General features: G+C 44.9%; 30 protein-coding genes. 25 read left to right on the top strand and 5 right to left on the bottom strand.

Annotated features, from left to right (window positions below):
• The first annotated feature begins 62 nt into the window (after window positions 1-62).
• The 9 genes from ACRC6Q_RS14355 to ACRC6Q_RS14315 all read left to right on the top strand — a co-directional run bounded on the left by ACRC6Q_RS14355 (window position 63) and on the right by ACRC6Q_RS14315 (window position 7,150).
• Window positions 63-869 (top strand): LysM peptidoglycan-binding domain-containing protein, encoded by an 807-nt coding sequence (locus ACRC6Q_RS14355; protein ID WP_223637245.1) that lies wholly within the window; start codon window positions 63-65, stop codon window positions 867-869.
• Window positions 870-1,086: 217 nt separating this feature from the next.
• Entirely contained in the window at window positions 1,087-1,842 is a 756-nt protein-coding gene (locus ACRC6Q_RS14350; protein ID WP_223637241.1) for a gluconate 2-dehydrogenase subunit 3 family protein, read from the top strand.
• A 19-nt stretch (window positions 1,843-1,861) separates the two neighbouring features.
• Complete coding sequence (locus tag ACRC6Q_RS14345; RefSeq protein ID WP_431466878.1) at window positions 1,862-3,574, top strand: GMC family oxidoreductase; 1,713 nt, start codon at window positions 1,862-1,864, stop codon at window positions 3,572-3,574.
• 17 nt (window positions 3,575-3,591) lie between these two features.
• Entirely contained in the window at window positions 3,592-3,816 is a 225-nt protein-coding gene (tatA, locus tag ACRC6Q_RS14340; RefSeq protein WP_223637235.1) for a twin-arginine translocase TatA/TatE family subunit, read from the top strand.
• A 10-nt stretch (window positions 3,817-3,826) separates the two neighbouring features.
• A complete protein-coding gene (gene tatC, locus ACRC6Q_RS14335) occupies window positions 3,827-4,681 on the top strand; it encodes a twin-arginine translocase subunit TatC (RefSeq protein WP_431466877.1) in 855 nt (284 codons plus the stop codon).
• 165 nt (window positions 4,682-4,846) lie between these two features.
• Window positions 4,847-5,320, top strand: a complete 474-nt coding sequence (locus ACRC6Q_RS14330; protein WP_223637230.1) for a GNAT family N-acetyltransferase — start codon at window positions 4,847-4,849, stop codon at window positions 5,318-5,320.
• A 181-nt stretch (window positions 5,321-5,501) separates the two neighbouring features.
• Window positions 5,502-5,909: an NUDIX hydrolase gene (locus ACRC6Q_RS14325; protein ID WP_223637691.1), complete on the top strand. Its 408-nt coding sequence runs from the start codon at window positions 5,502-5,504 to the stop codon at window positions 5,907-5,909.
• Between the two features lie 77 nt (window positions 5,910-5,986).
• Window positions 5,987-6,154 (top strand): hypothetical protein, encoded by a 168-nt coding sequence (locus ACRC6Q_RS14320; RefSeq protein ID WP_223637228.1) that lies wholly within the window; start codon window positions 5,987-5,989, stop codon window positions 6,152-6,154.
• A gap of 60 nt (window positions 6,155-6,214) precedes the next feature.
• Window positions 6,215-7,150, top strand: a complete 936-nt coding sequence (locus tag ACRC6Q_RS14315; RefSeq protein ID WP_223637226.1) for a magnesium transporter CorA family protein — start codon at window positions 6,215-6,217, stop codon at window positions 7,148-7,150.
• 63 nt (window positions 7,151-7,213) lie between these two features.
• Here the strand turns inward: ACRC6Q_RS14315 and ACRC6Q_RS14310 are convergent, their stop codons facing one another.
• Window positions 7,214-7,525: a hypothetical protein gene (locus ACRC6Q_RS14310; protein ID WP_223637224.1), complete on the bottom strand. Its 312-nt coding sequence runs from the start codon at window positions 7,523-7,525 to the stop codon at window positions 7,214-7,216.
• A gap of 171 nt (window positions 7,526-7,696) precedes the next feature.
• On the opposite strand from ACRC6Q_RS14310, the gene ACRC6Q_RS14305 reads away from it, so the two are divergent.
• The 3 genes from ACRC6Q_RS14305 to ACRC6Q_RS14295 all read left to right on the top strand — a co-directional run bounded on the left by ACRC6Q_RS14305 (window position 7,697) and on the right by ACRC6Q_RS14295 (window position 10,412).
• Window positions 7,697-7,834, top strand: a complete 138-nt coding sequence (locus ACRC6Q_RS14305; protein WP_298832805.1) for a hypothetical protein — start codon at window positions 7,697-7,699, stop codon at window positions 7,832-7,834.
• A 96-nt stretch (window positions 7,835-7,930) separates the two neighbouring features.
• Window positions 7,931-9,562, top strand: a complete 1,632-nt coding sequence (abc-f, locus tag ACRC6Q_RS14300) for a ribosomal protection-like ABC-F family protein (RefSeq protein ID WP_223637220.1) — start codon at window positions 7,931-7,933, stop codon at window positions 9,560-9,562.
• 88 nt (window positions 9,563-9,650) lie between these two features.
• Entirely contained in the window at window positions 9,651-10,412 is a 762-nt protein-coding gene (locus tag ACRC6Q_RS14295; RefSeq protein ID WP_431466876.1) for an STAS domain-containing protein, read from the top strand.
• Between the two features lie 349 nt (window positions 10,413-10,761).
• On the opposite strand, the gene ACRC6Q_RS14290 is transcribed toward ACRC6Q_RS14295, so the two are convergent.
• The gene (locus ACRC6Q_RS14290) at window positions 10,762-11,082 is read right to left on the bottom strand and encodes a winged helix-turn-helix transcriptional regulator (RefSeq protein ID WP_223637216.1); all 321 of its coding nucleotides are present in this window, start codon (window positions 11,080-11,082) and stop codon (window positions 10,762-10,764) included.
• A gap of 130 nt (window positions 11,083-11,212) precedes the next feature.
• Here ACRC6Q_RS14290 and ACRC6Q_RS14285 point away from each other — a divergent pair, with 130 nt between their 5' ends.
• Window positions 11,213-12,061: a VOC family protein gene (locus tag ACRC6Q_RS14285; RefSeq protein ID WP_431466875.1), complete on the top strand. Its 849-nt coding sequence runs from the start codon at window positions 11,213-11,215 to the stop codon at window positions 12,059-12,061.
• 41 nt (window positions 12,062-12,102) lie between these two features.
• On the opposite strand, the gene ACRC6Q_RS14280 is transcribed toward ACRC6Q_RS14285, so the two are convergent.
• Window positions 12,103-12,363 (bottom strand): hypothetical protein, encoded by a 261-nt coding sequence (locus ACRC6Q_RS14280; RefSeq protein WP_223637211.1) that lies wholly within the window; start codon window positions 12,361-12,363, stop codon window positions 12,103-12,105.
• 142 nt (window positions 12,364-12,505) lie between these two features.
• Here ACRC6Q_RS14280 and ACRC6Q_RS14275 point away from each other — a divergent pair, with 142 nt between their 5' ends.
• From ACRC6Q_RS14275 to ACRC6Q_RS14265, 3 genes are all read left to right on the top strand, one after another.
• Window positions 12,506-13,576: an NAD(P)H-dependent flavin oxidoreductase gene (locus ACRC6Q_RS14275; protein WP_223637208.1), complete on the top strand. Its 1,071-nt coding sequence runs from the start codon at window positions 12,506-12,508 to the stop codon at window positions 13,574-13,576.
• Between the two features lie 97 nt (window positions 13,577-13,673).
• Complete coding sequence (locus ACRC6Q_RS14270) at window positions 13,674-14,510, top strand: DUF368 domain-containing protein (RefSeq protein ID WP_431466874.1); 837 nt, start codon at window positions 13,674-13,676, stop codon at window positions 14,508-14,510.
• A 254-nt stretch (window positions 14,511-14,764) separates the two neighbouring features.
• On the top strand, window positions 14,765-15,892 hold the full coding sequence (locus tag ACRC6Q_RS14265; protein ID WP_223637202.1) for a CAP-associated domain-containing protein: 1,128 nt from the start codon (window positions 14,765-14,767) through the stop codon (window positions 15,890-15,892).
• A 44-nt stretch (window positions 15,893-15,936) separates the two neighbouring features.
• Here ACRC6Q_RS14265 and ACRC6Q_RS14260 read toward each other — a convergent pair whose 3' ends face one another.
• Window positions 15,937-16,767 carry an undecaprenyl-diphosphate phosphatase gene (locus tag ACRC6Q_RS14260; protein WP_431466873.1) on the bottom strand — a complete coding sequence of 277 codons (831 nt, stop codon included), beginning with the start codon at window positions 16,765-16,767 and terminating at the stop codon, window positions 15,937-15,939.
• 146 nt (window positions 16,768-16,913) lie between these two features.
• Between ACRC6Q_RS14260 and ACRC6Q_RS14255 the strand changes: the two genes are divergently transcribed.
• From ACRC6Q_RS14255 to ACRC6Q_RS14230, 6 genes are all read left to right on the top strand, one after another.
• A complete protein-coding gene (locus ACRC6Q_RS14255; RefSeq protein WP_223637196.1) occupies window positions 16,914-17,996 on the top strand; it encodes an AI-2E family transporter in 1,083 nt (360 codons plus the stop codon).
• A gap of 112 nt (window positions 17,997-18,108) precedes the next feature.
• Window positions 18,109-18,552: a MarR family winged helix-turn-helix transcriptional regulator gene (locus ACRC6Q_RS14250; RefSeq protein ID WP_431466872.1), complete on the top strand. Its 444-nt coding sequence runs from the start codon at window positions 18,109-18,111 to the stop codon at window positions 18,550-18,552.
• A gap of 3 nt (window positions 18,553-18,555) precedes the next feature.
• Window positions 18,556-21,174, top strand: a complete 2,619-nt coding sequence (locus ACRC6Q_RS14245) for an MMPL family transporter (protein ID WP_431466871.1) — start codon at window positions 18,556-18,558, stop codon at window positions 21,172-21,174.
• Window positions 21,175-21,425: 251 nt separating this feature from the next.
• Window positions 21,426-21,878: a hypothetical protein gene (locus tag ACRC6Q_RS14240; protein WP_223637688.1), complete on the top strand. Its 453-nt coding sequence runs from the start codon at window positions 21,426-21,428 to the stop codon at window positions 21,876-21,878.
• A complete protein-coding gene (locus tag ACRC6Q_RS14235; protein ID WP_431466870.1) occupies window positions 21,878-22,336 on the top strand; it encodes a GNAT family N-acetyltransferase in 459 nt (152 codons plus the stop codon). Before ACRC6Q_RS14240 ends, ACRC6Q_RS14235 begins: the two co-directional genes overlap by 1 nt.
• 110 nt (window positions 22,337-22,446) lie before the next feature.
• Entirely contained in the window at window positions 22,447-24,096 is a 1,650-nt protein-coding gene (locus tag ACRC6Q_RS14230; RefSeq protein ID WP_431466869.1) for a serine hydrolase, read from the top strand.
• Window positions 24,097-24,397: 301 nt separating this feature from the next.
• On the opposite strand, the gene ACRC6Q_RS14225 is transcribed toward ACRC6Q_RS14230, so the two are convergent.
• On the bottom strand, window positions 24,398-24,598 hold the full coding sequence (locus tag ACRC6Q_RS14225) for a cold-shock protein (protein ID WP_006830093.1): 201 nt from the start codon (window positions 24,596-24,598) through the stop codon (window positions 24,398-24,400).
• 235 nt (window positions 24,599-24,833) lie between these two features.
• On the opposite strand from ACRC6Q_RS14225, the gene ACRC6Q_RS14220 reads away from it, so the two are divergent.
• From ACRC6Q_RS14220 to ACRC6Q_RS14210, 3 genes are all read left to right on the top strand, one after another.
• On the top strand, window positions 24,834-25,352 hold the full coding sequence (locus ACRC6Q_RS14220) for a topology modulation protein (RefSeq protein WP_431466868.1): 519 nt from the start codon (window positions 24,834-24,836) through the stop codon (window positions 25,350-25,352).
• Window positions 25,353-25,461: 109 nt separating this feature from the next.
• Window positions 25,462-26,175, top strand: a complete 714-nt coding sequence (locus ACRC6Q_RS14215) for a hypothetical protein (protein ID WP_223637186.1) — start codon at window positions 25,462-25,464, stop codon at window positions 26,173-26,175.
• 106 nt (window positions 26,176-26,281) lie between these two features.
• Window positions 26,282-26,842, top strand: coding sequence for a hypothetical protein (locus ACRC6Q_RS14210; RefSeq protein ID WP_223637184.1), 561 nt, complete (start codon window positions 26,282-26,284; stop codon window positions 26,840-26,842).
• The last annotated feature ends 96 nt before the right edge of the window (window positions 26,843-26,938 follow it).

The raw sequence follows: 26,938 nt of genomic DNA, 5'->3' as shown, positions 1-26,938 counted from the left end.
TGCTCCTGAAATGTGGAGGTGTTATGATCGTTCAAGTTAGTGAAAAGGAGGAATTTCAATTTATGAAAAAGCAAATCGTTACACTAACTGCTATCGCAGCTTTAAGTGTGGGAGCAGCAACTACAGCTAGTGCTTCATCATCGTATACAGTCCAATCAGGGGACACACTTTGGGAAATTTCACAAGATAAGAACGTATCAGTAGAAAGCTTAAAAGGATGGAACAACCTATCCTCAGATTTGATCTTGCCGAGCCAGGAACTTAAAGTCGATGGACAAGCAGCATCAGAAACAAAAGCAGACAACTCAACATATACAGTAAAATCAGGTGACACATTATTTAAAATTGCCAGTGCACACGGAATTTCATTGGACAGCCTAGTGAGCTGGAATGGCGTTTCCGGTCACCTTATCTATCCTGGTGAAGAAATGGTTGTTAAAGGCGGCACAGCAGTGGCAGAAAAAGCACCTGCTAAAACTGCAGCAGCACCAGCACCAGCCAAATCAACAGCACCAGCAGCACCGGCACCAGCAAGTGCTCCTGCAGAAAAAGCACCTGCAGCCGCTTCAACTCAATCCGGTAAAACAATGACTGTCTCTGCGACAGCTTATACAGCTTATTGCGCAGGATGTTCAGGAACTACAGCAACAGGAATTGACCTTCGTTCAAATCCGAACCAAAAAGTAATCGCAGTGGATCCTTCAGTAATTCCACTTGGCTCTAAAGTATGGGTCGAAGGATACGGTGAAGCAATCGCTGGCGATACTGGCGGCGCAATCAAAGGCAATAAAATTGATGTCTTCATTCCGTCACAAGGAGCAGCTCTTGATTGGGGCCGCAAAAACATCACAATTAAAGTATTAAACTAAAAGTATTTTGCTACAAAGCCGAGGTGTCCATTCCCTTGGCTTCTTTTTATGTTCATTAATAAACGAAAGAACCGGTTCCTTTTTCCAGGGATTGGTTCTTTTTTTATTTGATCATTTGTTGTCAAAAATTTCTTCAAGAAATTATGAATAAGAATCTGCTGAACGGGTATAAAATTAGTATTCTGAATTTTCTTTACATTAAAAGGGGGCCAGTTGGATGGCAGACAAAAATAAAAATTTTTCTCGCAGGGATTTTTTGAAAACTTCAGGGATAGCCACGGGCGCATTGATTGGCGGCGGCATTATCGGTGGTTTGATCGGAGCTAATACAAATCGGCAGGACACAGCATCCACCAATGCACCTGGAACTCCTCAAGAGTCGACAGGAGCTCCGGGGGGAGTTCGGGGACTGACATTTTTTAAAAATAATGCGGAGTTCGAAATTTTAAATCAGGCAACTGAACGGATTTTTCCGGAAGATGATTTGGGGCCGGGAGCCATTGGTTTAGGTGTAGCTTATTTTATCGATCAGCAGTTGGCAGGCAGTTATGGAGAAAATTCAAAAGAATACATGCAAGGCCCTTTTTTTGAGGGGGAGCTTACGCAAGGCTATCAAAGCCGGCTAAAAAGAAATGAGATGTTCCGCCAGGGCATCCAATTGATGCAGCAGGAAGCCCAAAGCCGGTTCAACGCTAATTTTGTAGATTTGGAAGGTGGCCAGATGGATGAGATCCTGACAGCTTTCCAGGAGGATGAAATTCAGATGAGAGGAACAACCTCCCTGTTCTTTTTCCGTCTCTTGAGACAGGCAACACTCGAAGGGGCTTATGCGGATCCGATTTATGGAGGCAACCATAATATGGAGGGATGGCGGATGAAAGGCTTCCCGGGACACCAGGCTGCCTATATCAATGAAATCGACAGTGAAGATTTTGTGGAAATTGAACCTCAGTCTCTTGGAATGGAGCATTAAATGAAGAGGGGGAACTTATATGGTGACGACATTAGACAGCGTTGATGTAGTAACGGTGGGGGTAGGGTGGACTGGCGGAATCATTGCAGCTGAATGTGCGAAGGAAGGGCTTAAAGTAGTAGGGCTGGAACGCGGCCGTGAACGCGGTACAGAGGATTTCAGTATTGTGCATGATGAATACCGCTATGCTGTCCGTTATGAATTGATGCAGGATTTATCAAGGGAAACCATCACTTTCCGTAATAATCGGCAGCAGCGTGCATTGCCGATGCGTCAAATGGGCTCTTTCCTGTTAGGGGAGGGGTTAGGTGGTTCAGGCACTCACTGGAACGGACAGACCTGGCGCTTTCTGCCATACGATTTTCAAATAAAAACAATGACCGATGAAAAATATGGAGCCAATAAACTTCCGGCTGAATATACCATTCAGGACTGGGGAATCACCTACGATGAATTGGAACCATATTTTGACCGCTTTGAAAAGACTGCCGGCATTTCTGGGGAAAACAATAACCCGTTCGCTGGCGAACGGTCAAGCGATTACCCGACACCACCGATGAAAAAGACCCCCCTCTTGCAGCGTTTTGAAACAGCAACGTCTAATTTGGGGTTGTCGCCGTTTATGTTGCCATCAGCCAACTTATCGGAAGCCTATGAAAATCCGGATGGCCAACAAATCAATGCATGCCAATATTGCGGGTTCTGTGAACGCTTTGGATGTGAGTACGGAGCAAAAACGTCTCCTGAAATCACCGTCGTTCCGGCTGCCAGAGAAACAGGGAATTACGAAATCAAGTTTAATGCAAACGTGGTTGAAATCATGAAAGAAGGCGATCGTGTCACAGGCGTCCGTTATTATGATACAGAGACTTTCGAGGAGTTCATTCAGCCGGCGAATGTTGTCGTTTTGACAAGCTACGTCTTGAATAATGCCAAGCTGTTGATGGTCTCTGGTATTGGCCAGCAATACGATCCGGAAACGGGACAAGGAACACTCGGCAAAAACTACGCTTATCAAATTCTGCCGGGAGCATCCGGTTTCTTTGATGAACAGATGAACACTTTCATGGGAGCGGGGGCTCTTGGAATGACCGTCGATGATTTCAATGGAGATGCTTTTGATCATGGCGATTTGGATTTTATACATGGAGCCAGTTTATCGATGACCCAAACCGGGTCCCGGCCGATTCTCCATAATCCGATTCCGCCGGATACGCCTTCGTGGGGCGCAGATTTTAAGCGGGCTTCAATCGAAAACTATACCAGAACATTAAGTGTTGGTGGCCAAGGAGCTTCCATGCCGCACAGAGAAAACTATATGGCGCTCGATGGCACCTACAAAGACATTTACGGTGTTCCGTTGCTGCAGCTGACTTATAACTTTACAGATCAGGATCGGGCGCTCCATGGTTATTTAACGGATAGAGCAGGCGAAATCATGCAGGAAATGGGTGCGAAAACAGTGGTGGCAGGAAATCCAATTTCAGATTATGACATTGTTCCTTACCAGACTACCCACAATACAGGCGGAACCATCATGGGCGCGGATCCAGGCACCAGTGTCGTCAATAATTTCCTGCAGCATTGGGATGCTGAAAATCTATTTGTCGTAGGAGCCGGGAATTTTGCCCATAATGGCGGCTACAATCCGACGGGAACTGTCGGCGCTTTGGCTTACCGCTGTGCTGAAGGCGTAATTCGCTACAGTCGTGAAGGCGGATCACTTGTTTAATTAAAGGAGGAAACTATATGGGTGGATTAGCTTCAATTGGTGTACCGGGACTGATCATTATCTTAGTGATTGTCTTAATAATTTTCGGACCGAAAAAGTTGCCGGAGATCGGTGGTGCAGTAGGAAAGACATTCTCAGAATTTAAGCGTTCGACCAAAGGCTTGATGGACGATGATGACGAAGATACGGTGAAAAAAGAAACTGTCGAGGATAAAGACCTTAAAAAATCTGAGAAGCTATGAAGGTGGTTAAATGGATCCGTATGGAGACAGAAACTTAACAAGTCCGTTGCGTAAAAAAGCGGCCCAGCCAGAAAAGCCTGCGGAAAAGGCTCCGGAAAAAATACCGGTCCCCCCTGTTGAAGAGCCGGAACCACCGGTGGAAGAGCCGGCAAAGCAAGTGGAAACTTTAGTTGACCATTTGGGGGAACTGCGGAAACAGCTGATTAAAAGCGCAATTGTTTTCCTGCTATTTCTATTGCTTGTCTTCTCAACTTTGAATTTTTGGTTTCCATATATCGTCAAGGGCAATAATCTGGTTATTTTAGGTCCCTTAGAAGTGATAAAATTCTACACTTCCATTTCAGCGACATTGGCATTGGGGTTATCCCTGCCATTTCTGATTCATTTCATCTGGCAATTTGTAAAACCAGGACTTGAGGAAAGAGAGGCGCGCTTTCTGGGCCTCTATTCTCCGGTCATGTTTTTGCTGTTTGTCCTGGGAATCGCTTTTGGTTACTTTATCGTCAACCCGTTAAGTTTTCAATTTTTAATCGGGATGGGGATGGCGAATTTCGATGTCATGATTTCAGCAAATGAATATATCCATTTCCTTATCATGACGACAGTGCCGCTGGGCTTGCTTTTCGAGATGCCGATTATTGCTTTGTTTTTATCGTCTATCGGGGTTTTGACTTCAGTTTCGATGAAAAAGGTGAGGAAATGGTCGTATCTTGTGCTGGCCATCGTTTCCGCGCTGATCACCCCGCCGGATTTCTTAAGTCAGTTGCTGGTTTTGATTCCAATGGCGGGTCTTTATGAAGCCAGTATTTTCATCATCAAAAAAACAGAAGAACGAAAATCGGCAATTGAAGATACCGTCTCATAAACAGGAAAGACTGCAGGAAGGCGCAGTCGTTCCTGTTTTGTTTGTTGAAAGAAAATTCTGATATTTATTGGCAATCAGTTCTTAACTGCTATACACTGAAAGAGCAGGTGATTGTCTAGAAATCCATAAGTGGAAAGTGATTATCCATAATGAGGAGGATACGACATGACAGTAGAAATCAAAGAAATCCATGATTTAAAAGAAGTGGATGTTTCAAAGCTTTTGGAAGAAAGCGAAGCAGAAGGTTATCGTTTTTTAAGAAGACTCGTGGATCAGTATGAAGATGGCAGCAACACGTTCAATAAAACAGGTGAAGTGCTTTATGGAGTATGGGACCATCACAACCAATTGGTGGCAATTGGCGGTTTGAACCGGGATCCGTACTCTACTAAAGAAGGTGTCGGCAGGCTTCGGAGATTCTATATCTCTTCAACTGCCCGCCGTGAAGGAATCGGCACCAAATTGCTCCAGCGGATTTTGGAAGATGCGCAGGATCATTTCCGGGAGCTTGTTGTCCGCACAGATTCTTCTGGAGCGGATGCCTTTTATCGGGCAAATGGATTTTCGGGAGATCTTGGTCTGCCGGAAGCCACTCATGGCATCGTTTTAGAAAAGGAACATCGGAAGAAGGCAGAGTAAGACCCCCACTGAAACGGCTTGCTTCGGCAAGCCGTTTTGTCTTGTCCGGAATTATTTGCAGAAGCATCCCCGGATTGCTGGAATCTGTGGTAACGTAAAAAGAACTGGCAGTCCGATGGTTCTGGAAAACAGAAGCAGCTGCTTTCATCGAAAATAGATTTTAGGAGAGATTTTAATGGAAATGTCGAACTGGAAAGGCGCAGCGGGCGTCTGTGTAAATGAAAAGAATGAGGTATTGCTGGTGCTACAAGGCGCTCCAGGTGAAGAAAAAAAGTGGACGGTGCCTGCGGGCGGTATGGAGGGCGATGAAACAGTGGAACAATGCTGCGTTCGGGAGTTCTTCGATGAAACTGGATTGTCGGTTCAGATTCTGGAAAAGTTGAACACCAGAACCGGCGAGTACGAAGATTCGGCTGTATCTTTTGAGCTAACTTATTTTAAAGTGGAGGTAATCGGCGGTGAAATTATGCTGCAGGATGAGGATGAGTGGATTGCTGACGTGGCTTGGAAACCGATTTCTGAACTGGATGAATTAGAGCTTGCGTATCCGGACGATGCATTATTGATTGAATCCCTGTCAGTTCAATGATCAAAGCCGCCATGGGATTATAAAATAAAAAAAACGGGTAATTACGATAATAACAACAGTCCAAGGAGGTGCTTGGAATGAGGGAAGACCGTGAAAATAAAGAAGGCGAAAAACTGATTCCGGAAGTCGAGCCACGCCGCAATATGCCGCCTGAAAAAGATATGGATCCTATGCCGAACAGGGATTTGGAATACGAAGAAAACTCGAATGAAAAATACAGAGACAATACTCAGGATAAAGAGTAGGCAAGCCAAGTACTGGCTTGCTTTTTACATCGCAGCAATTAATCGAAAGGGGATAGGGCAATGCCGCAATATGCTTTCAGGCACGCTAAATGGCATGAAGAGGACGATGTTGAAGGCGATAATTTCCGCAAATTCCTTCCTGAAAACGAAAGGATGAAAAGCTGGATCGATAAATCGAAGAATCCGACAGTTAATATTCTCCATACGCATACCAGTGAGCGCGGGAAAGAATCCTTATGGGGGTCGTTAATTTACAGGCAGAGCGCGAAGTCGGAAGGCTCTCGCCAAGTTTTTCATTTCTATCTCTCCCACGATATCTTCGTCACCAATACAATCGACTTTGAAGAAGATGCGGATTTGGAGAAAAAAGAGATTCTGCGTCAAATGGAAAGTGCCAATTCTTCTATAGAAGTAATGATGATCATCCTTGGGGAAATGGTGGCTTCCATCCTACATAAGATAGATAGTTTCGAAGAACGCCTGCACGATTTGCTATGGGCCATCAAAGAAAAGAACAATAAGAAAACCTTAGAGAAGATTGAGAACGTCCGCCACGAAATCCTCTTATGGAAGCATCTGATTATGGGCTTCCAAGAGATTAAAATGGCAATTGAAGAGACTTTCGGGAAAAGTGTGACAGCCGAAGTCGAATATCAGCGGACAGCTGTCCGTATTGGCCGTTGTGTCATGCTCGTCAATTCATATGAAGACGAAGTCAATAATATGGTGGACATCGAAAATGTAGTAGCCAATTACCGAGGCAACGAGATCATGAAAACCTTAACAGTCTTGACGACTTTATTCACTCCTATCATGGCTTGGGGCGCTCTTTGGGGGATGAACTTCGAAAATATGCCTGAATTGAAATGGCCATTCGGCTATGTCGGTGCTTTGGGGATAATTATTGGGTCTACATTCATACTCTATCTCTATTTGAAGCGCAAAGGATGGATGGGAGATATCCTGCAATCCATTAGTCGAAGCAACTCGGATTAGCTCTGGACCGGTTGGGGTTTATCTACAGACTTAAGCAGGGATCTCAAAGATCCCTGCTTTTCTCTACTTCGCCTTGTCGTTCTCAAGTTCCTGCAATAGTTCTGTATAGCGATGCAGGTCCTGGTCTCCATACTTTTCCACATAATTTGCAATCATTTCTTTTAAATCTCTTCGCTGGCGTTCTACGGTGACAAGTTTTTCTTTCATGGCTTGCCTTCTCCAAAGCTCTGCGTCTTCGACATCTTCCATTTTTTCAAGCATGTCTATTTCCGCAAGCAGAACCAGTGCCTCGGTTTTTTTGTTTTCGTACTTTTTCAATGCTTTCTCTACTTTTCGGGTATCGTTATCAAAAGTCAATTTAGAGTACATGGACATTTTCTGATCCCCCTTTCCGTTAAAATACCGTTACTTATCGTTACCCCGAATTGAAGGGATTTATACCTACTTTTTAATACGTGTGAATATAAAAAGAATATTCCAACAAAATATTGACGCTATTCTTGCGGAGTTGTATGATGTAGGAAATAGGTCAAGGAGGTGGGTAAGATGAATCGAACTGGTAAGCGCATGACAGAGTGTCAGGAATATCTATACATTCTTCATGGCGTTACTTTCACTGCAGCAGCTGGACGGGAGAAGTCTGTCCTTTTTCAACTAACTGCATCAAGTGGAAATTACCAGTAAGAGACATCTGCCTGCAAACGGATTGTAGCAAAGGCATGCCTCTTGGCGTGCCTTTTTTGCTGTGCATGCGTCTCTTCATCAGAGAGGAAGAGAGTCGTGATCATTAGCCAATTTCAACAAATCATGTGTCATTTTGCGACACAAAAACTATTCAACCAACTCAAAGGGGAAGTGATGCAAGACCAGCGAATCGGTCTTGTTGGAAGAAATGGAGAAGGGAAAACCACTCTATTGAATGTACTGGCTGGAACTTTACAGCCGACTGAAGGGCTCGTGACCTGGAAAAAAGGCTGTACCATTGGGTTGCTGGAGCAGTCGCCTGTTGAACAGGAAGAGCAGACTGTAGAGCAGCTGATGATTGCTGTATTTTCGGAATTGACTCTGTTGCAAGATGAGTTGACAAGGATGGAGCGGCAAATGGAAAATACTTCTCCTGAAGAGATGGAACGTCTGCTGCTGCGCTATGGCATGGTACAGGATGATTTTATTCAGCGCGGCGGCTATGATATAGATGTAAAAATCGATCAAGTACTGAATGGGTTGAAGATCAAGCAACTCAAATTTGAACAATGGGGACATTTAAGCGGGGGTGAAAAAACAAAGGTGGGCTTGGCGAAATTACTTTTGCAGAAGCCCGATTTGCTGCTGTTGGATGAACCGACAAATCACCTGGATCTGGAAGCGATTGAATGGTTAAGTTCATTCATCAGCCATTACAAAGGAACGATTGTCCTTGTTTCCCACGATCGTTATTTTCTGGACGAAACCGTGACGCATATTTGGGAACTGGACCAAGGAGACTTGATTCAATACACCGGCAACTACTCAAGCTATGTCAAAGAACGGGAAGCTCGCCTGCTGATCGAGTTCCAGCAGTACCAGGACCAGCAGAAGAAAATTCAAAAGATGAAAGAAACCATTAAAAGGTTGAAGGAATGGGCCAACAGGGCCAATCCACCGAACGCAGGAATGCATCGGCAGGCGAAAAGTATAGAAAAAGCCCTAAACCGGATCGAACTTCTCGACCGTCCAATGTTATCCAAAAAGCAGATGGCGCTGGATTTTAAAATAGATGGGCGCAGCGGAAAAGACGTCATTGTCCTGGACAGCGTCTGGAAAGGATTCGGGGATCGAATTTTGTTCCATGATGCCTCGATGCATATCCGTTACGGAGAACGAGTTGCGATTGTAGGGTCAAATGGCGCAGGGAAAACAACGCTGCTCAATATGATGATGGGAAAAATAGAGGCAGATGAAGGCGGAGTGAAAATGGGCAGTGGTTTATCGATCGGTTATCTATCCCAGCATACATTAGAGATGGACAGCGGCAGAACTATTCTCGAGGAGTTTCGTGATGCCGTTGCTGTTTCTGAATATGATGCGCGACCGATGCTGGCGAAATTCCTGTTTTTCGGCAATATGGTTTTCCAGCCGGTTCGGCAGCTCAGCGGGGGTGAACGGATGAGGCTTCGGCTAGCTCAGTTGATGCACCAAAACCACAATCTGCTGATTCTGGATGAGCCCACCAACCATCTCGACTTGGAAGCGAAAGAAGTGATGGAAGAGGCTTTAAGTGAATTTCCAGGTACCATTATCGCCGTTTCCCATGATCGGTACTTTCTCGACAAACTGTTTCCCATCACTTATTGGGTGAAAAATGAAACCATCGAACGCTTTAATGGAAACTATTCTATTGCACGGGAAAAAGGCATCGCTGTTATGAAATAATTTTTTTGAAAGAACAGTAATCCTGGTACGGCTGTGGCATAATGTATGAACACGAGTCAGTAAAAATCAGAGGATAAGGTGGAAACACATGCCAGCCATAGGAAAGATCCCGGAAAATATATTCTTACTCAATGCCCTGGATGTTATCGGGGAAACCATCATCATCGCAGATAGTTCTTATACCATCAGATGGATGAACACCGAAGCTTGCCGATTAATGAGTGAAGTTGCTCCTTTGTACGGCATGGCAGACTGCGAAGAAATGATCGGAATGAGTATGGACGCATTCCATGAACGCCCGCAACATCAGAAGCAAATTATGCAGAAGTTGACTGGAGTCCACCGGACGCGCATAACAATCCGTAACCAAGTGATGACCGATATCGTGATAACCCCCATCATGGGCAATGGAAGTGAAGCCGAAGGGTACATCGTCATGCTGATGGACGTCACGATGCAAGCTGAAGAACAGAAACGAAGTGCTCAATTGATCAAGGAATTGTCAATCCCCATCTTGAATATATGGGACAAAACGATTGCTTTGCCCCTAATTGGTGAGTTTGACCGGAGCCGGACAGATCAGTTGATTGCTACGGTTCTACTGGAATGTTCCGAGAAGAAAATCGAATACGTCTTAATCGACTTGAGCGGCATCAAAGAGTTTGAAAACCAGATCCGCTATCAAATCCAGATGATGACGGATACACTGAATTTGATCGGTGCCACATGCATTCTTGTGGGCATCAGTCCAAGACTGGCCATGTCCATTGTTGCATTGGACAATAAGACACGGACCTTCAGTTCAGCCCATGAAGGTTTGAAGCACATCATCCAGTTACAGGCAAACTAAATAAGAGCTTATCCAGTAAATTGGATAAGCTCTTATTTAGTTTAGAGAATTATGATTCAAATAGCTTTAGTGCTTGTCGAGCCTAAACGGCTGTCTACGCATTTCATGTTGTCCAGCTTCAGCGCACAGCTCTTCGGGTCATAAGCCACCCCGGCTATGCGGCACAAAACGCCACTTCGCCGGTCTGTCTTATGCCTGTCAGAGCTAAACTGGCGCTTACGCATTTCATGTTGTCCAGACTCCAACAGCCAGGCTCTCGAGTCGCTTCAGCCTTACCAGCAATGGCAAAGACTGCCATTACCAGCAAGGCTTCCAGCGCTTGTCGAGCCTAAACGGCTGTCTACGCATTTCATGTTTCAGTTGGTTCCACCCATACTTGTGACCAATTTTGGATTTCATCCATAACCGGTTTTAGGGAGAGGCCTTTGTCGGTCAATGCGTATTCAATCCGGACGGGTGTTTCGGGATAGACGGTCCGTGTAACCAGGCCTTGCGCCTCCAGATTTTTCAGGCGTTCAGACAATAGACGGCCGCTGATGCCGATCACTTCAGTTAAATGGCTGAAGCGTTGCGGTCCCGATAATAATTGATAAATAATCAGTCCAGTCCAGCGTTGGCTGAGAAGGGAAATAGCTGTCTCAAAACGGGGGCAAATGACGGAAGTATCCATACTCCTCACTCCTTTCCTATTATAATACCATATATACTAACTACTTTAAAAGAATTAAGTTACTTGACACAGTCTTGTTTTATAAATATAATTGGTTACATAAAGTAACTAAATGAAAAGAGGAATATAAATGAATTTTCATCAGAAACCTGTCACTTATGTAGGCGAAGTAGGACTAAAAGTAATGGACCTTAAAAAAATGAAGCAATTTTATCAGGAGATAATTGGGTTTGATGTTATTTCAGAAGAACAAAATTATGTGGAGTTGGGTTCAGGCGGTAAAGTCCTGGTCAAGCTGGAAGCGGTTGAAGGAGTTACGCCAAAACAAGGCCGTTACGCAGGGCTGTATCATTTTGCGATTCTATTGCCAACGAGAGAAGATTTAGGAAAAATTCTTGTTCATCTTCATCAGCAGGGAATCCAGTTGGGTTCTTCAGATCATTTGGTCAGTGAAGCCTTGTATCTGTCAGATCCGGAAGGCAATGGCATCGAAATCTATCGGGACCGTGAACCCGAACAATGGAACTGGAGCAATGATGAAGTTTCTATGACTGTAGATCCAATTAATGCGCAAGGATTAGTGGAAGCTGCCCAAAGTTCGTCAGAGCCATGGAAAGGAATGCCTGAAACTACTGTAATGGGGCATATTCATCTTCATGTTTCAAATTTAGTGGAGGCAAGAGATTTCTATGTAGAGGCACTTGGTTTTGAAGTGGTATCAAGTCTAGGCGGTCAGGCTCTATTCTTAGCTGATCAGAAGTATCATCACCATATCGGGATGAACGTCTGGAATGGCACCGGTATTCCAGCGTTGCCTGAGAAAGAAGCAGGCTTGCATTACTACACATTGATTATGGAAGAAGAAAAGCGCAAAGAGTTGGGCAAGAAGCTCCAAGCGATGGGAACCGAAATTGTAGAACAGGACAATTATTGGGAAGTCAAAGACCCATCCGGAAATGCTATCCGCCTGCTTGCTTAATAAGGATGAAAAAGCCGACTCGCAATTCGAGTCGGCTTTTGTCATTCCAAGGCTGCTCTGTCACAGCTGTTATCCATGGCGGTAAATGCTGTAGTCGTAAAAGCAGCCTGTGCCGGAATCTCTGCCGTCACCTGGTTTTGTTCCGGTATTTCCGGGAGGTCGTTCTGGCGTGTTTCAATATATGCGTACAGTCTTTCCTGGCTGATCGCTTTTTCCAAAGGATTGCCGTAAAAAGATAAGAGGATCAATCCGAATGCTCCAACAATTAAAGTGATGCCTAAAAGTGAAAGGAATCCCTTCATAGTAAATCCCGCCTTCTCATGTTTACTTACTATACAGAACGATGCGTTCTGCAGAAAAGTTCCCTATTGCTGTATATTACCGTTTACGGGATACTGAAGGCAACAGCAAAATTCAAACAAATCAAGGGCAGGGGGATTATACATGATTTCATTGAAAACACGTATCTGTCAGTTACTCGAAATTGAACATCCGATTATTCAAGCCGGTATGGCCGGGGGCCCAACGACTGTGGAACTGGTGGTGGAAGTCAGCAATGCAGGTGCACTTGGAACTTTAGGTGCGGCCTATATGGCGCCGGATGCGTTACGGAAAGCAATTAAAGAAATTCAGTCAAAAACTCAAAAACCGTTTGGTGTCAATATTTTTGCCGCTCCGGTAAAGGATGATTTTAGCCGTTTAGCAGAAGTGCAGAATGCATTAAGCCCTTTTCGTTCGCAATTGGATATTCTGGAAATACAGTCTTCGTATCAATCGCCGGATTGGAGCGAAGAGCAGTTCGCTATTTGCATTGAAGAAGGCGTCCCGATTATCAGCACAGCTTTCGGCTGTTTATCGGAAGAGCAGATGAAAGCAGCCAAAGAGCACCAGGTCAAAATCATAGCCATGGTCACTACAGTGGAAGAAGCAGAGCAGGCGGAAGCTTCGGGAGCTGATGCTGTCGTAGCTCAAGGGAGTGAAGCAGGAGGGCACCGCAGCACGTTTTCACTCGATAACCACCCGTCAGGTGCCCAGATTGGTACGATGGCATTGGTGCCGCAGACGGTGGATGCTGTTAAAATCCCGGTCATTGCGGCTGGAGGCCTTACTGATGGACGGGGTCTCGCTGCTTCCCTGGTTCTTGGTGCACATGGCGTCCAAATCGGCACCCGTTTTGTCGGTGCCAAAGAATCTGGAGCACATGATGTTTACAAGCAGGCAATATTCGAAAGCAACGAAGAAAGTACGGTAGTGACCAAAAGCTTTTCCGGACGCCCGGCGCGCGGCATCAAAAATCGCTTTATTCAGGAATTTGAAGAAACCGGCATTGCTCCTTTGCCATTTCCTTCTCAAAATACCATCACCAAAGATATTCGGGCAGCTGCCGCAAAAACTGATAATCCAGAGTTCATGTCGTTGTGGGCAGGTCAATCCACACGCGGCCTGACTGAAGAAATAGGGGCGGCTGAAATAGTAAAGACGATTATAGAAGAGGCAAAGAGGATCATAAACTAGTTTTGGCTACCAGGTAAATGCTGAATGTGAAGCTCGAGTTTCCATTTCACACATGCTATACTAGTTAAAGTGATTTTAAGACGAGGAGATTAGACGAATGGAATGGAAGAATATATACCGTGGTATTCTTATGGGAATCAGTGACCTGATCCCGGGAGTAAGCGGGGGGACGATTGCGTTTATTTTAGGGATTTACGACCGTTTATTGGAATCCATCAGCGGATTTTTCAGCCGCGAATGGAAAAAACATCTTGGATTTTTAGTGCCGCTTGGCATCGGGATCGTCATTACGCTGCTGTTATTCAGCCGGGTCATTGAGTATTTATTGGAACAGCATTACGAAGCGACTCAGTTTTTCTTTATGGGGCTGATCATCGGCGTTATTCCATACATTATGAAACAAGCGGAAGTCAAAAAGAACTTTACGGCACGCCACTTGGTTATTTTATTGGTCATTGGCGCAGCGCTAGCGGTCACTGCCTTTATCCCGACTGAGGAAGATTTAGCGCCGATTACATCACTCACGTTGCCGATTTTCTTTTTGCTGTTTTTCTCTGGCTGGTTGGCCAGTATGGCGATGTTATTGCCAGGAATCAGCGGATCGTTTATCCTGCTGTTATTGGGTGTCTATACGACAGCCATCAATGCGCTATCGACGTTGAACATACCGGTTGCTTTGGCTATCGGTGCCGGCGTTATCGTTGGATTCATTGTCAGCAGTAAAGCGATTCAGTATTTATTGGAGCACTTTACCTATGTTACCTACGCAGCGATCATCGGTTTGATTTTGGGATCCCTGTTTGTGGTATTCCCCGGCTTTTCGGCGGATCCAACCACGCTTATCACAAGCCTCGTGACATTCGCGCTGGGTCTGGTATTTACATTGCTTTTCAGTTCACCTAAAAAGACAGCTATTACAGAAGAATACAATTAAGTAAAAAGCGATGCCATCAATTTGATGGTATCGCTTTTTTGTTTGTGGCTGCCTTCGCTTTTCATGTGATCCAGCTGCAACGGCCAGCTCCTCGGGTCATAAGCCACTCTGACTATGCGGCAAAGGACGCCGCTTCGTCAGATCGTCTTATGCCTTTCGGAGCTGAACGGCCGTTTCCGCTTTTCTTTCACAAAGGCTTTTTGCTTTATGGATGATGCGTTTGCGATTAAACTGTAGGGTAAGAGGTGATGCGTGTGCGGAAACTGTTTTGGTTGATGGTTTTGTTGCTGGCCGTTTTTTTTGCGCGCCCGATTTGGGAGGAACCGGTTGGTGAATATGTCGATTTAAGTTTTTTGGATTCTGTTGATCGCACAATTGAGAACATCACCGAAGATCCGGAGGTGTCCCAGGCTTTGGATGGGGCACGCGACTTCACTTCGAGGATTGGCTCTCAACTGCAGTCTTTGGTTGCGTCCAACTCGCTCGAGTTGCCGGAAGCTGTAGCGAAACCGGAGCTGGTTGAAACGGATTCCTTGTTTGCCATCCACAATGTTACGCTTGGTATGGATAAGGACGAGGCTCAAGGGAAACTGGGTATGCCGCTTCGCTTGATGCTTAACGAGTATGGCACTGATTGGCATAGCTACCATCAGGATTATCAAAACTATGTATTATTATCGTATGATCAAGAAGGCAAAGTGAATGGAATGTTCACCAATCAGGATTTGATTTCCTCGACAGAAGGCATTACGATGAATTCCACAAAGTCCGAAGTCCGTTCCTTGCTTGGCGCTCCACTGAAAAGCCTTCAAAAAGGAAATGTTCAATATATACTCGATACCCGCGAAGAATATGATGTTTTTAAGATCGATAATACGTATACGACTATTTTTTATGATATCCACGAAGAGGATACTGTGACAGCGGTGCAGGTGATCCATGAAGATTTGGAAAAAGAACGTTCTGAAATTTACGCCGAGTCGAATGAGGAGTTAAGGGAAGGCTATGAATATCTGCTTTTTGAATTGACTAATTCAGCGCGTATCCAGCGTGACCTTCCACTATTGAAGTGGGACGGACAAGCAATGCTGACAGCCCGGAAGCACAGTGAGGACATGGCGGAAAATCAATACTTCAGCCATACCAATCTGGCGGGAGAGTCGCCGTTTGACCGGATGAATGAAGATGGCATCACATTTTATGTAGCCGGTGAAAATTTGGCATACGGGCAGTACAGCAGCATTTTTGCTCACGAAGGCCTAATGAATTCGATGGGCCACCGGGAAAATATCGTTAAACCGGAGTTTGGATTTTTAGGGATTGGCGCAGCGTTCAATTCAGAGAATCAACCGTATTACACGGCCAATTTCTTTAATCGATAAAAAAAGACGGACTTTCAATAAAATTGAAAGTCCGTCTTTTTTAATTAATTCAGTACGAGCCAGGCCAAAACGACAAGTGGCCCAACAATAAAGCAGTAAATGGCAAAGTACTTCAATTGGCCTTTAGCCATGATGTTCATGAACCATTTTAATGAAAAGTAAGAAGCGATCAGAGATCCAAGGAAAGCCATGGTGTAAGGGCCGGCCATGGTCGCCAAGTTAGCGTCATTGACGATATCCGTGATGCTGAGGACAGCACCGCCCAGACTGATCGGGATGAACAACAGGAAAGAGAAGCGCAAAGCTGTTTCCTGGTTGATGCCTCTGGCCATCGCTGCCACGATTGTCGCACCGCTTCGGCTGATGCCAGGAATAAGTGCCACTGCCTGGGCACCCCCGATAATGATAGCGTCTTTCATGGTCATGTTGCCATCTTTTCGCTGTCCGCGCATATTGCGAATCCACCAAAGGCCGAAACCTGTCACGATAAGGGTCAAGCCGACAGTCACGATCGTCGAAAGGTTATCATCGATTGCATCCTGGAACAAAACGCCTATGACTGCAGCGGGGATTGTCGCCACCACCAAGTAGACAACGAACATGAAATCCCGCTTGGTTTCAGCATTTTTCACCGTAAAGTATGTTAAGCCGTTCACGACAAGGCGTCTAATATCATCGCGGTAAATGATCAAAACAGCAATGAGAGATGCGCTGTTGACCAGCAAAGCAAAAGTGGAAACACTGCCTTCAATCTGAACATCAAGGAAATACTGGGCAATCAGCAAATGCCCGCTTGATGAGATGGGAATCGGTTCCGTGAGCCCTTGAAAGAGGCCGAGAAGCAGAAATTTGATAGTAAGCCATAATTGATCCATTAAAATAAATCCTCCATTGCACGTTCACTTATTTATCTGTCAGTAATGCCTTTTCCGCGTGGAAATTTCAAAACAACATAAAAATTATAATACCATATTTTCGTGGTAAACTGGGTATACTATTGAAAAGAAAGGAAGTGACGCGCTTGACGAACAAGCTTTGGTTTCAAGTGGGAGTAGGAATTATTCTAGCTTTAGTCATCATTCGATTGTTTATTGAAGTACAAGGAATTTTCGATCCCTTATTTATTATTGCAGGAACAATTTTTGTTCCCTTGTTGTTGGGAGGCGTCTTGTTCTACCTGACAAGGCCGATCCTGAACTTTCTGATGAAGAGAAAATTTCCGAAATGGGCTGCGGTTCTCACCGTCCTTCTGGCGATTGTCTTAGTGTTCTACTTGTTCTACATCATGATTGGGCCGATTGTCACTGACCAAATCAATGCATTGGTGGATAATGCACCTGAAATAATTGAAAGTGTAGAAGAGTACGGCCAATACATATTCGACCAACGTGATCGGCTTCCCGACTCGATTGAAGAACAGCTGGAGGGCATGACCGGCCAACTTGGTGATCGGCTTGGTGATGTTGGCGGATGGATTCTTTCCTTTATCGGCAGTTTCGTTTCCGGTGTTGTGACTTTGGTGTTGGTACCATTTTTCCTCGTCTACCTATTGGTTGACCACAAGAAATTTGTACCGTTTGTTTCTGGATTCTTTTCAGGAGAGCGGAAAAGATGGATCCGCAAAACATTGCATGATATCGATGAAACCTTACAGGCATATATTCAAGGCCAATTATTCGTCAGCTTTCTGGTTGGGATCATGCTGCTGATCGGGTATCTGATCATCGGTCTGGATTACGCTCTACTATTGGCATTGATCGGTATGGCCACCAACGTCATCCCGTTTTTAGGGCCTTATATCGCGGTCATTCCCGCAATTATCATCGCCTTGGTGCAGGATCCGATCATGGCAGTGTACGTAGCCATCATCATGCTTGTTGCCCAGCAGATTGAAAGTAATTTCATCACGCCGAATGTTATGGGGAAATCACTCGACGTTCACCCGTTGACTGTCATTACCCTGATACTCGCAGCGGGGAATATTGCTGGCTTATGGGGAATCATTCTAGCGATTCCCGTGTATGCCGTTATCAAGACCATCGCGAAAAATATCTATGCACGGCGTAGTGAAATCCGTAACACAGCTACACGTGAAATTGAATAACATCAAACCTGTGAACTTTGTTCACAGGTTTTTTTCTGGAGGAAACAATCTCTCTTGACCTTAAAAGGTTTACCCCCTAAACTATAAATATTGGTTGAGGGGGTGTACTACTTTGGATGGACGAATAAAAGAAGCGGTGGATCTTTTTCAGGAAGTGATGATTTATGGGACTGAGCGGGTCATCAAATCGGTCGATCATCCTTTATGGAAGGAATATTCACCTGAACAGATTCAAATGCTGAAGCTGATCGGCAAGGAAAAACGGATTACCTCAGCGAGACTCGCCGTACTGCAGGCAGTACATAAAAGTGCGATTTCCAGCCGAATAAAAAAGCTGCTCCAAAAAGAAGTGATCCAGGTGGTCCAGACATCAGATCGCCGGGAAAAAATGCTGGAGCTCACGGATAAAGGCCAGGAAGTTTTGGTGGAACTGGAAAAAGTATTGACCGATTATATTGAGAAGCTGATGTCTGAAAATATAGCGGATGAAGAAATAGATCAATTCCTGACGATTTTCCGGAAGCTGAAAACGATACTAAAAATGGACGGAGCGTAATATATGCATAGCGTATTGAAATTTAAATGGCCGATTGCCATCGGCTTGATCGTCTTGACGATCGTCTTATTCCTATTGGCGCCTAATTTAACGGAACAGGCAGAAGAGGCAGGTTCGTTTCAGTTATCCGATGAAGCTTCTTCGCAAATAGCATCAAGAATTTTGACGGATGCGGATGCTGCAGAACAAACCATTTCTCTTGTCATTCCATTGGAAAGTGAAATAACTGATTCGATGCGGGAAACGCTCGAGCAGATAGTAGTGGATATCGAAGCACTTGGAGATCCGGTGACGAGCGTATTAAATCCGGTTGAAAGTGAAGAATTGGAAGATCAACTGATTTCGGAAGATCGCCAAACCGTATTGATGCCGATTACGGTTGATGGCACGGACGAAGAAGTGAATGCCGTTGCCGACACCATCAGGGGAACCATCATTCCGGAAGATTTGACTGCTTATGTGACAGGAGAAGCCATCATCAACAATGATGTGAACATCAGTGCGCAAGAAGGCTTGAAGCGTACAGAAATCATTACAGTCATCTTGATTTTCGGGTTATTGCTGGCGGTGTTCCGTTCGATTGTGACACCGTTCATCCCGCTTGTTGCGGTCGGAATTTCTTATTTATTGAGCCAATCGGTCGTGGCATTTTTCATCGACTGGTTTGGATTCCCGGTTTCCAACTATACACAGATATTCCTGGTGGCGATTCTATTTGGAATTGGAACGGATTATTGTATCCTGCTGTTAAGCCGCTATAAAGAAGAATTATCGGCTGGACACGGAGTGGAACAATCAATCATCAACACGTATAAAACAGCGGGTAGAACTTTACTGATCAGCGGGATCGCCGTGTTTATCGGATTTTTCGCCATCGGCTTTGCTGAATTTCCGATATTCAAATCGGCAGTGGCTGTAGCGGTCGGCATATTTGTCCTGCTGCTGGTCCTTTATACGATCGTGCCATTCTTCATGTCTTTATTGAAAGAGAAATTATTCTGGCCAGCGAAAAAATCCGCTTCCCATAAAGACAGCAAATTATGGATCAATATGAGCAAGCTGTCGATCAACAGACCGTTGCTGTCGATGTTGGTGGTAGCTGTGATTACAGTTCCATTGCTCTTTACGTACGATAATTCCTTATCTTTTAACACGGTGGATGAAATCGGTTCGGAATATGAGTCAGTGAAAGGCCTGCGTGCTATTGAAGAAGGCTTTGGAAAAGGAGATTCGCTGCCCGTTCAAGTAATCGTCAAATCAGATGATTCCTTGACAGATCGGTCAACTGTCCCTTACTTCGAATCAGTAAGTGCTGAGATTGAAAAAATTGAGGGTGTCGAGACTGTCCGGTCGATTACACGACCAACAGGTGATGTCATTGACGAACTTTACGTGGACGAACAGCTCGGCCTTATGGCAGATGGACTTGGTGAAGCCCGCGATGGACTTGGTGAAGTGCAGGCAGGACTTACGGAAGTCCAGACCAACTTAACGGCTATCGGGGAACAGGCTGGAAATGCTGGAGGATTGAACGAAGCGGCCGCAGGTCTTGGACAGATCAACCAGCAACTGGGGCAGGTTTCGCAAGGCTTGCAACAAACAGGGAATATCCCGCAAACCGTCGGAGCTTTGACTCAAATCAGTGGTGGTTTGACAGAAATCCAGCAGGGATTGGCTGGAGCAGCTGGACAGACAGCAGAACTTAGTGCCGGGTTGACGCAATTGGCGGATGGCGTAGGTGCTTCAAATGACGGTTTGGCTGAAATCCAGACCGGATTGACGGAAGCTGTCGACATGATGCAGGAAATGAGCGACAGTGAAGCTGTACGTGACACTGGCCTATTCATTCCGGAAGGAACATTGGAGAGCGAAGACTTTGAACAGGTACTGGATCGCTATTCCTTTGCTGACGGTACAGGAATGATGATGGAAGTGGTGTTGTCAGAAGATCCGTATTCTCCTGAAGCAATCGACATTACCACTGAAATCAAAGAAACAGTCGAACGTACTGCAGCAGGAACGCCGCTAGAAGAAGCGGAAATTGCATTCAGCGGAATTTCCAGCATCAACAGCGATTTAGAAGAAGTGTCTTCCAGTGACTTTGCAAGTACAGTGGTCATCATGCTGATCAGCTTGTTCGTCGTTCTGGCGATTCTTTTCCGTTCATTGATTATGCCGCTGTATATGATCGGATCATTGCTGCTGACGTATTATACATCGATTTCCATTGCGGAATTGATCTTCGTCAATGGCCTGGGCTATGATGGCATCAGCTGGGCAGTACCGTTCTTCGGCTTCGTGATGCTGGTGGCACTGGGAGTCGATTACTCGATCTTCCTGCTCGATCGGTTCCGCGAAGAATCATTCAATGGCATCAGTGTTCGCGATGCAATGCGGACATCAATGGCGAAGATGGGGACTGTCATCATTACGGCAGCCATCATTTTGGCAGGTACATTCGGTGCTATGATGCCCTCCGGCGTCTTGAGCCTGGTGCAGATCGCGACTATCGTCATCACCGGATTGCTGCTGTATGGCCTGATCATCCTGCCGTTATTGATACCGGCAATTTCAGTGTCTTTCGACCGGGGTGTCTGGTGGCCGTTCGGCAAGAAGAAATAAATGTGATTAAGTGAATCTTTTATTTTAAAGGCGTTAATCAATTTTATAGCAAGGTGAGAAAAGCTGCGTTCGCGCAGCTTTTTCTATGGATGTGGGATTGGTCTTGGCGTGGTATACTAAATGGTAATTGAAAATGCGAAACGGGTGTAACCATATATCTGTGGGCTTAATATAAAGCTCCAGATCTATTGTCTTGGATCTTACTAATGTTTTTAATGAAATAAATGAAACTAAGAAATGAGGTAATGAGATTGTTGACATTTGAACAAAAGTTGGAAATCATTGAGTCTTTCCCGGAATTGACGAGAAAAGATGTATCGATGAAACGCGTGAATTTTCATTATGAAGAGAGCCTGTACGACAAGAAAATTGTGGTCTATCATTTACATCCGACTGGCAATGGCTTTGTCTATGTAGGAAACTTGCCGCATTATGAAGTGGATAAGAAAGGCTTCGTCAATATCCGTGACTTTTCCGAAAAGGAATTGCGCAGCGTTTTGGCAGACTCCCTCGATTACCTGTCTTTAGAGCCGGAACCGCCATATGACAAGACGTGGATAAACCGGGAAAATGTGAAATTGGACCTGGTCTATGAAGAGCCATTCTGGAATATCTATACAGGCAAAAACCTGGAGGAAAGCTTCGGCACTTTCGACAATGCTGAAGACTATCTGATCGATCAAGGTTTTAAAGAAATGAAGTAATGGAGTTCCATTTGCTGAGTGCGGATGAATCCTTGCCGATGGATTTACTTCTGGAAGCGGATCCTTCGGAAATATTGGTCCGGGCTTATTGTGACTCGGGCTGGTGTATGATCGGGAAGCAGGACGGTGTGTTAATTGGTGTGTATGTCCTGCTCGCCTTATCTGAAACAGTTGTAGAAATTAAGAATTTGGCGGTTTCCGAAAGCTTTCGAGACCGGGGCTATGGCCGTCAGCTTTTAGAGCATGCTCTGGCGCAAGCAGCGCAACGAGGTTTCCGGTTTGTGGAAATCGGTACCGGCAATTCTAGCCTTGGACAGCTGGCTCTTTACCAGAAATGCGGCTTCCGTTTGCAAGCGATCGATCCAGACTTTTTCAGAAGAAATTATCCAGAACCGATTTTTGAGAATGGTATCGAATGCCGCGACATGATCAGACTGCGGTATATGGTCAACGGATAATGACTTTGTTTATAGAGCCAAAAAAATGAGGAGCCTTTGGCTTCTTTTTTTGTGGTTAAAAGAGGAAAAAAATTGGATTTTTCGGTATGCTAAAGGCAAGGAGTGAGGACATGTTCAAAAAGGTGATCTTATACACAAACCAGTTAGAGGATATGAAGGGATTTTATGAATACCAACTGGGCTTCCGTATCGTGGAAGAAGATGAGGCCAGTTTTACATTGTCAATCGGTGAATCTCAATTGGTCTTCCGGGAATCGGAAAGGGCAGCTGTCTATCATTATGCTCTGAACATTCCAGGCAACCAGTTCACGCTGGCCAAATGGTGGGCCAGTGAACGGGTGACCTTGAATCGGCAAGAAGGCATGGATGAAGTGTTCTACGCCAATTTTGATGCGGATGCGTTTTATTTTCAGGATCCGGCCGGCAATGTTATTGAATTCATCGCGAGGCGCAGTGTTGACCGGATGGGGAATTTCACCGTCGATTCACTGCTCAACATCAGTGAAGTAAGTATCACTACCCCGTATGTTGAAGAAGTCGGGGAACGGATTGAAGAGATGGACATTCCAGTGCGCGGCAACAAAGGCATCGATGCGAAGTCGTTGAATTTCCTGGGAAGCGGACATGCTTATATCATTTTAGTGGCGCCGAAACGTACGTGGTATTTTTCGAAGCAAAAAAGCGAGACCCATCCCTTAGCAATCGAATTGACTGATGGCCGCCAGATCACTATTACAGAAGAAGGGCGATTCCAGCAGGAGAAGCCTGCCAATCCGATTATGGACAGGATGGAGGAAATCGATTTTTCGGGTGTTGCCTATCTGCAGAAAAAGGAAACCTGGACAGCAGCGAGAGGTTTTGCCAATCGTGCCGATGAAAGGCCGAATGCGGTTGATACCAGATTCGGCATTGCGTCTGGCAGCAAACTGTTCACCGCTGTTGCAGTTTGCCAATTGGTGGAGAGAGGGGAACTGGCTTTCGACGATAAGCTATCAGAGCTGTTGCCACAAGCTTTTCCGAATTTCGAAGTCACTGTCCATCAATTATTGACACACACGTCCGGCATTCCGGATTATTTTGATGAGCAGGTCATGGACGATTTCGAGGACTTATGGAGACAGCACCCGATGTATTTGATGCAAGCCGCTTCAGATTTTATTCCTTTGTTTAAAAATCAGCCGCCGATGTTCGAGCCAGGCGAAAGGTTCCACTACAATAACGCCGGCTTTATCGCACTCGGACTGATCGTTGAGCGAGTTACGGGAAAAGAGTTTGCAGAGGTGGTGGAGGAGCGGATTTTTGCTCCCGCCAAAATGCAGAACTCGGGGTATTTCCGCTTGGATCGGTTGCCAAGCCAAACAGCATTTGGCTATATTGAAGAAGAGGGAACGTGGCGGACAAATCAGTACGCCATTCCAATCCGTGGCGGTGCTGATGGAGGTGCTTATGTCACAGCGAATGATATGGCGAATTTCTGGCGCAGTCTGATGGACGGCACTTTGCTGGCGAAAGAAATAGTTGATAAAATGCTGCAAATCCACGCCTCTGGAGAAGACGGTGCGTATGGTTATGGTATATGGATACAACAAGGGAAAGATGATATTTTGAAGTATCATGTGATGGGCTATGATCCTGGTGTCAGTTTCCATTCGGCATTTTACCCTGCGGATGGCAGTGTGCTGACGGTCCTATCAAATAAAGGCACAGGCGCTCATGAGATCACAGGGATTATAGAAGAATTGAGAATTGAGAAGGAGTGAAAGTATGACCGGAAAGAAATTGGCACTGGGGATCGTCTTCGGCACGCTTGGTCTATGTATAGTTATTTTCGCAGTCTTTCAGCTGTATTTTTGGTTGAATTAACGCAGAGGAAAAGATGGTAGTTGCTGTTGGGGGCAACTACCGTCTTTTTTTGGTGGCAAGAAACTGTTCTTTAAAAAATGAGCAGTCCATAATATCGTAAAAGCCGCAGCCTGGAAGATTTTCCAGGTTGCGGCTTTATAAAAATGCACAAAAAATGAGCTCTTCCGAAGAAGAGCTCATTGATAAGTTAGCTTTAGATTAAGCTTTTTGAACGTTAGTAGCTTGAAGACCGCGTTGGCCTTGCTCGATATCAAACGTTACTTCTTGACCTTCGTCAAGTGATTTAAAGCCTTCGCTTTGGATTGCAGAGAAATGTACGAATACATCGTCGCCGCCTTCGCGTTCGATGAAGCCAAATCCTTTTTCTGAGTTAAACCATTTTACTTTACCTTGTTCCATGTGTGTTTCCTCCTCGTATGCGTAAGCATACATTGTATTACTATCCTTGCTCAAATCTTGCAGATGAACATCTGACACTTTGTAAAAAGTTATCCGAACAAAAATAATTCTTCCTTAGAATAACACGGGTATACAGATATTGCAAGTGATAATCGAATTTTCTTTTTGCTACTGCTTGATCTCCTGTTGGATTATAATAAAAAAACTGAAGGAAATAGAGGGGGAGGCAATGGTTTTGGAGAAGATAATGGTGCTCGGGGTGTCCTCAGGTGTTGGTAAATCAAGCTTTGCAAAAAAGCTGTCAGAAAAGACGGCTATTCCGGTCCATCATTTGGATACTTATTTCTGGAAGCCGGGATGGGTGGAAAGCACTCATGAAGAATTTAGCGAAAAACAGCAGCGGCTCGTTGAAAAGGACCGTTGGATCATTGAAGGCAACTACACAGCCACCTATGAAATCCGAAGACAAGAGGCGGATACCATCATCTACCTGGAACGCCCTTTAATCGTCTGCCTGTACCGTGTCGTTAAACGCCGAATCGTAAATCACGGAAAAACTCGTTCAGATATGGCGATTGGCTGTCTGGAAAAGTTGGATAAAGGATTTCTGACGTTCATCACTTCAACGTATCGGGCACGTAAAGTGAAGATGAGAAAACGGATGGAACACTTTATAGAAGAAAGTCCTCAACATACAGTTGTTTTTTTGCGTACTCAAAAAGAAATTGACGAATTTTTAAACAGTCTTTTTTAGACCGTTAAGAAGATCGTTTCAATTTATGAGGTAATTGAAAAAACGTGCAGACGTTCAAAGACGGAAGTGGTATCCTATAGCTACATAAATATACGGAGGAGAATGGCTGATGAAGTTACTGCATGAAGGCACGATAACCAATCAAGTGCTTCATAAAAAGTTGCCTTTTTCTATGAAGCGGCTGTATTTGGAGGATTTGCCCGTAATAGAACAAGTTCAAGCAAAAGTAATCGAATCACTCCCTGAAAAGGCTTCGCTTCAAGCTTTAACTACAGAGGAATTCCTGTTTATCCTAAATGAACGTGGTTTGCTGGTTGGTGCTTTTGTCGGAGATGAGTTGATCGGGTTCAGGGCATTGCTGATTCCAGAAATCGATGAAGAGCATTTGGGTTGGGATATCGGCCTGCCGCCTGAAGACTTGCGAAAAGTCATTTATCAGGAAATTTCAGTGGTTCTTCCCGAATACCGTGGAAATCGCCTTCAGCAGAAATTAGCTGAAGTCATTATGAAAGAACTTCCCAATCTTGACGAGGAATTTCGCTACGTTTGCTGCACCGTAGCTCCGCTGAATATCCCCAGTTTAAAAGATAAATTTACTCAAGCGATGTATATCGCGGCTCTAAAGGAAAAGTATGAAGGATTAAAGCGCTATATCCTGGTGAAGGACCTGGAAAATCAGACTGTTCATTATAATGGACACGTTACAGTGAAGTTGGATGACTTGGAAAAGCAACAGCAGTTGCTCAATGAAGGGTATGTGGGCATTGGTTTTCAGCTGGTGCATGGTTTTCACGAACTCCAATTTGCAAAACCCGTTCTGTAAAAGAACGGGTTTTTTTCTTTATTTCAAAGGATTCGGAAACTTCCGTCTATCGTATTCGTATTACTAAGAAGATGGAAAGATACTTACTGGAATGGGAGGTTTTGGAATGATGGTTTTTGGCTTGCCGATTGAAGAGCTCTATATGTATATTCTTCTTGCAGCAGGGGCGGTGACCGTGTTATATGTCTTTTTCGGAGACGTCACGGATTTTGGAGAGGCTTTGCCTGTACTAAATCCGACGGTGATTTTGGCATTCATTACATTTGGTGCCGCAATTGGCTTGTTATTGGAGAGTGCGACAAGCTTTAACGAATGGTCAGTATTAGGGATTGCGGTAATGGGTTCAGCTGTATTGGATCTGTTGCTTTACTTCTGCATCTTACTGCCCTTGTCTGCTGCTGGATCATCAATTGCCTATGCGGAAGAGCCTCTCCCTGGGCAAGTCGCGAATGTCGTCATTCCGATTCCTGTCGACGGTTATGGAGAAGTAGTTCTGGAGACATATACAGGTATGACTTCAAAGCGTGCCACTGGCTATGACAATGAAGCCATCGACCAAGACGAAAAAGTTTTGATCGTCGAGGTGAATGACGGCACCTTATATGTGCAGGCTTATAAACCATTGGGGTTTATAGAAAAAATAAAACCGGCCAGAGAAATACAATAGAGGATGGCAAAGTCGGATGATACGTTGGAGAACTTTACACGGAAATCGGAGTACGCTCAAACTATTGAATAATCACGATACGAGCCGGTTGAGAAA

The sequence above is a fragment of the Planococcus sp. SE5232 genome, assembly GCF_050686535.1.
Lineage (GTDB): Bacteria > Bacillota > Bacilli > Bacillales_A > Planococcaceae > Planococcus.
This window is presented reverse-complemented; position numbering and strand designations above follow the sequence as displayed.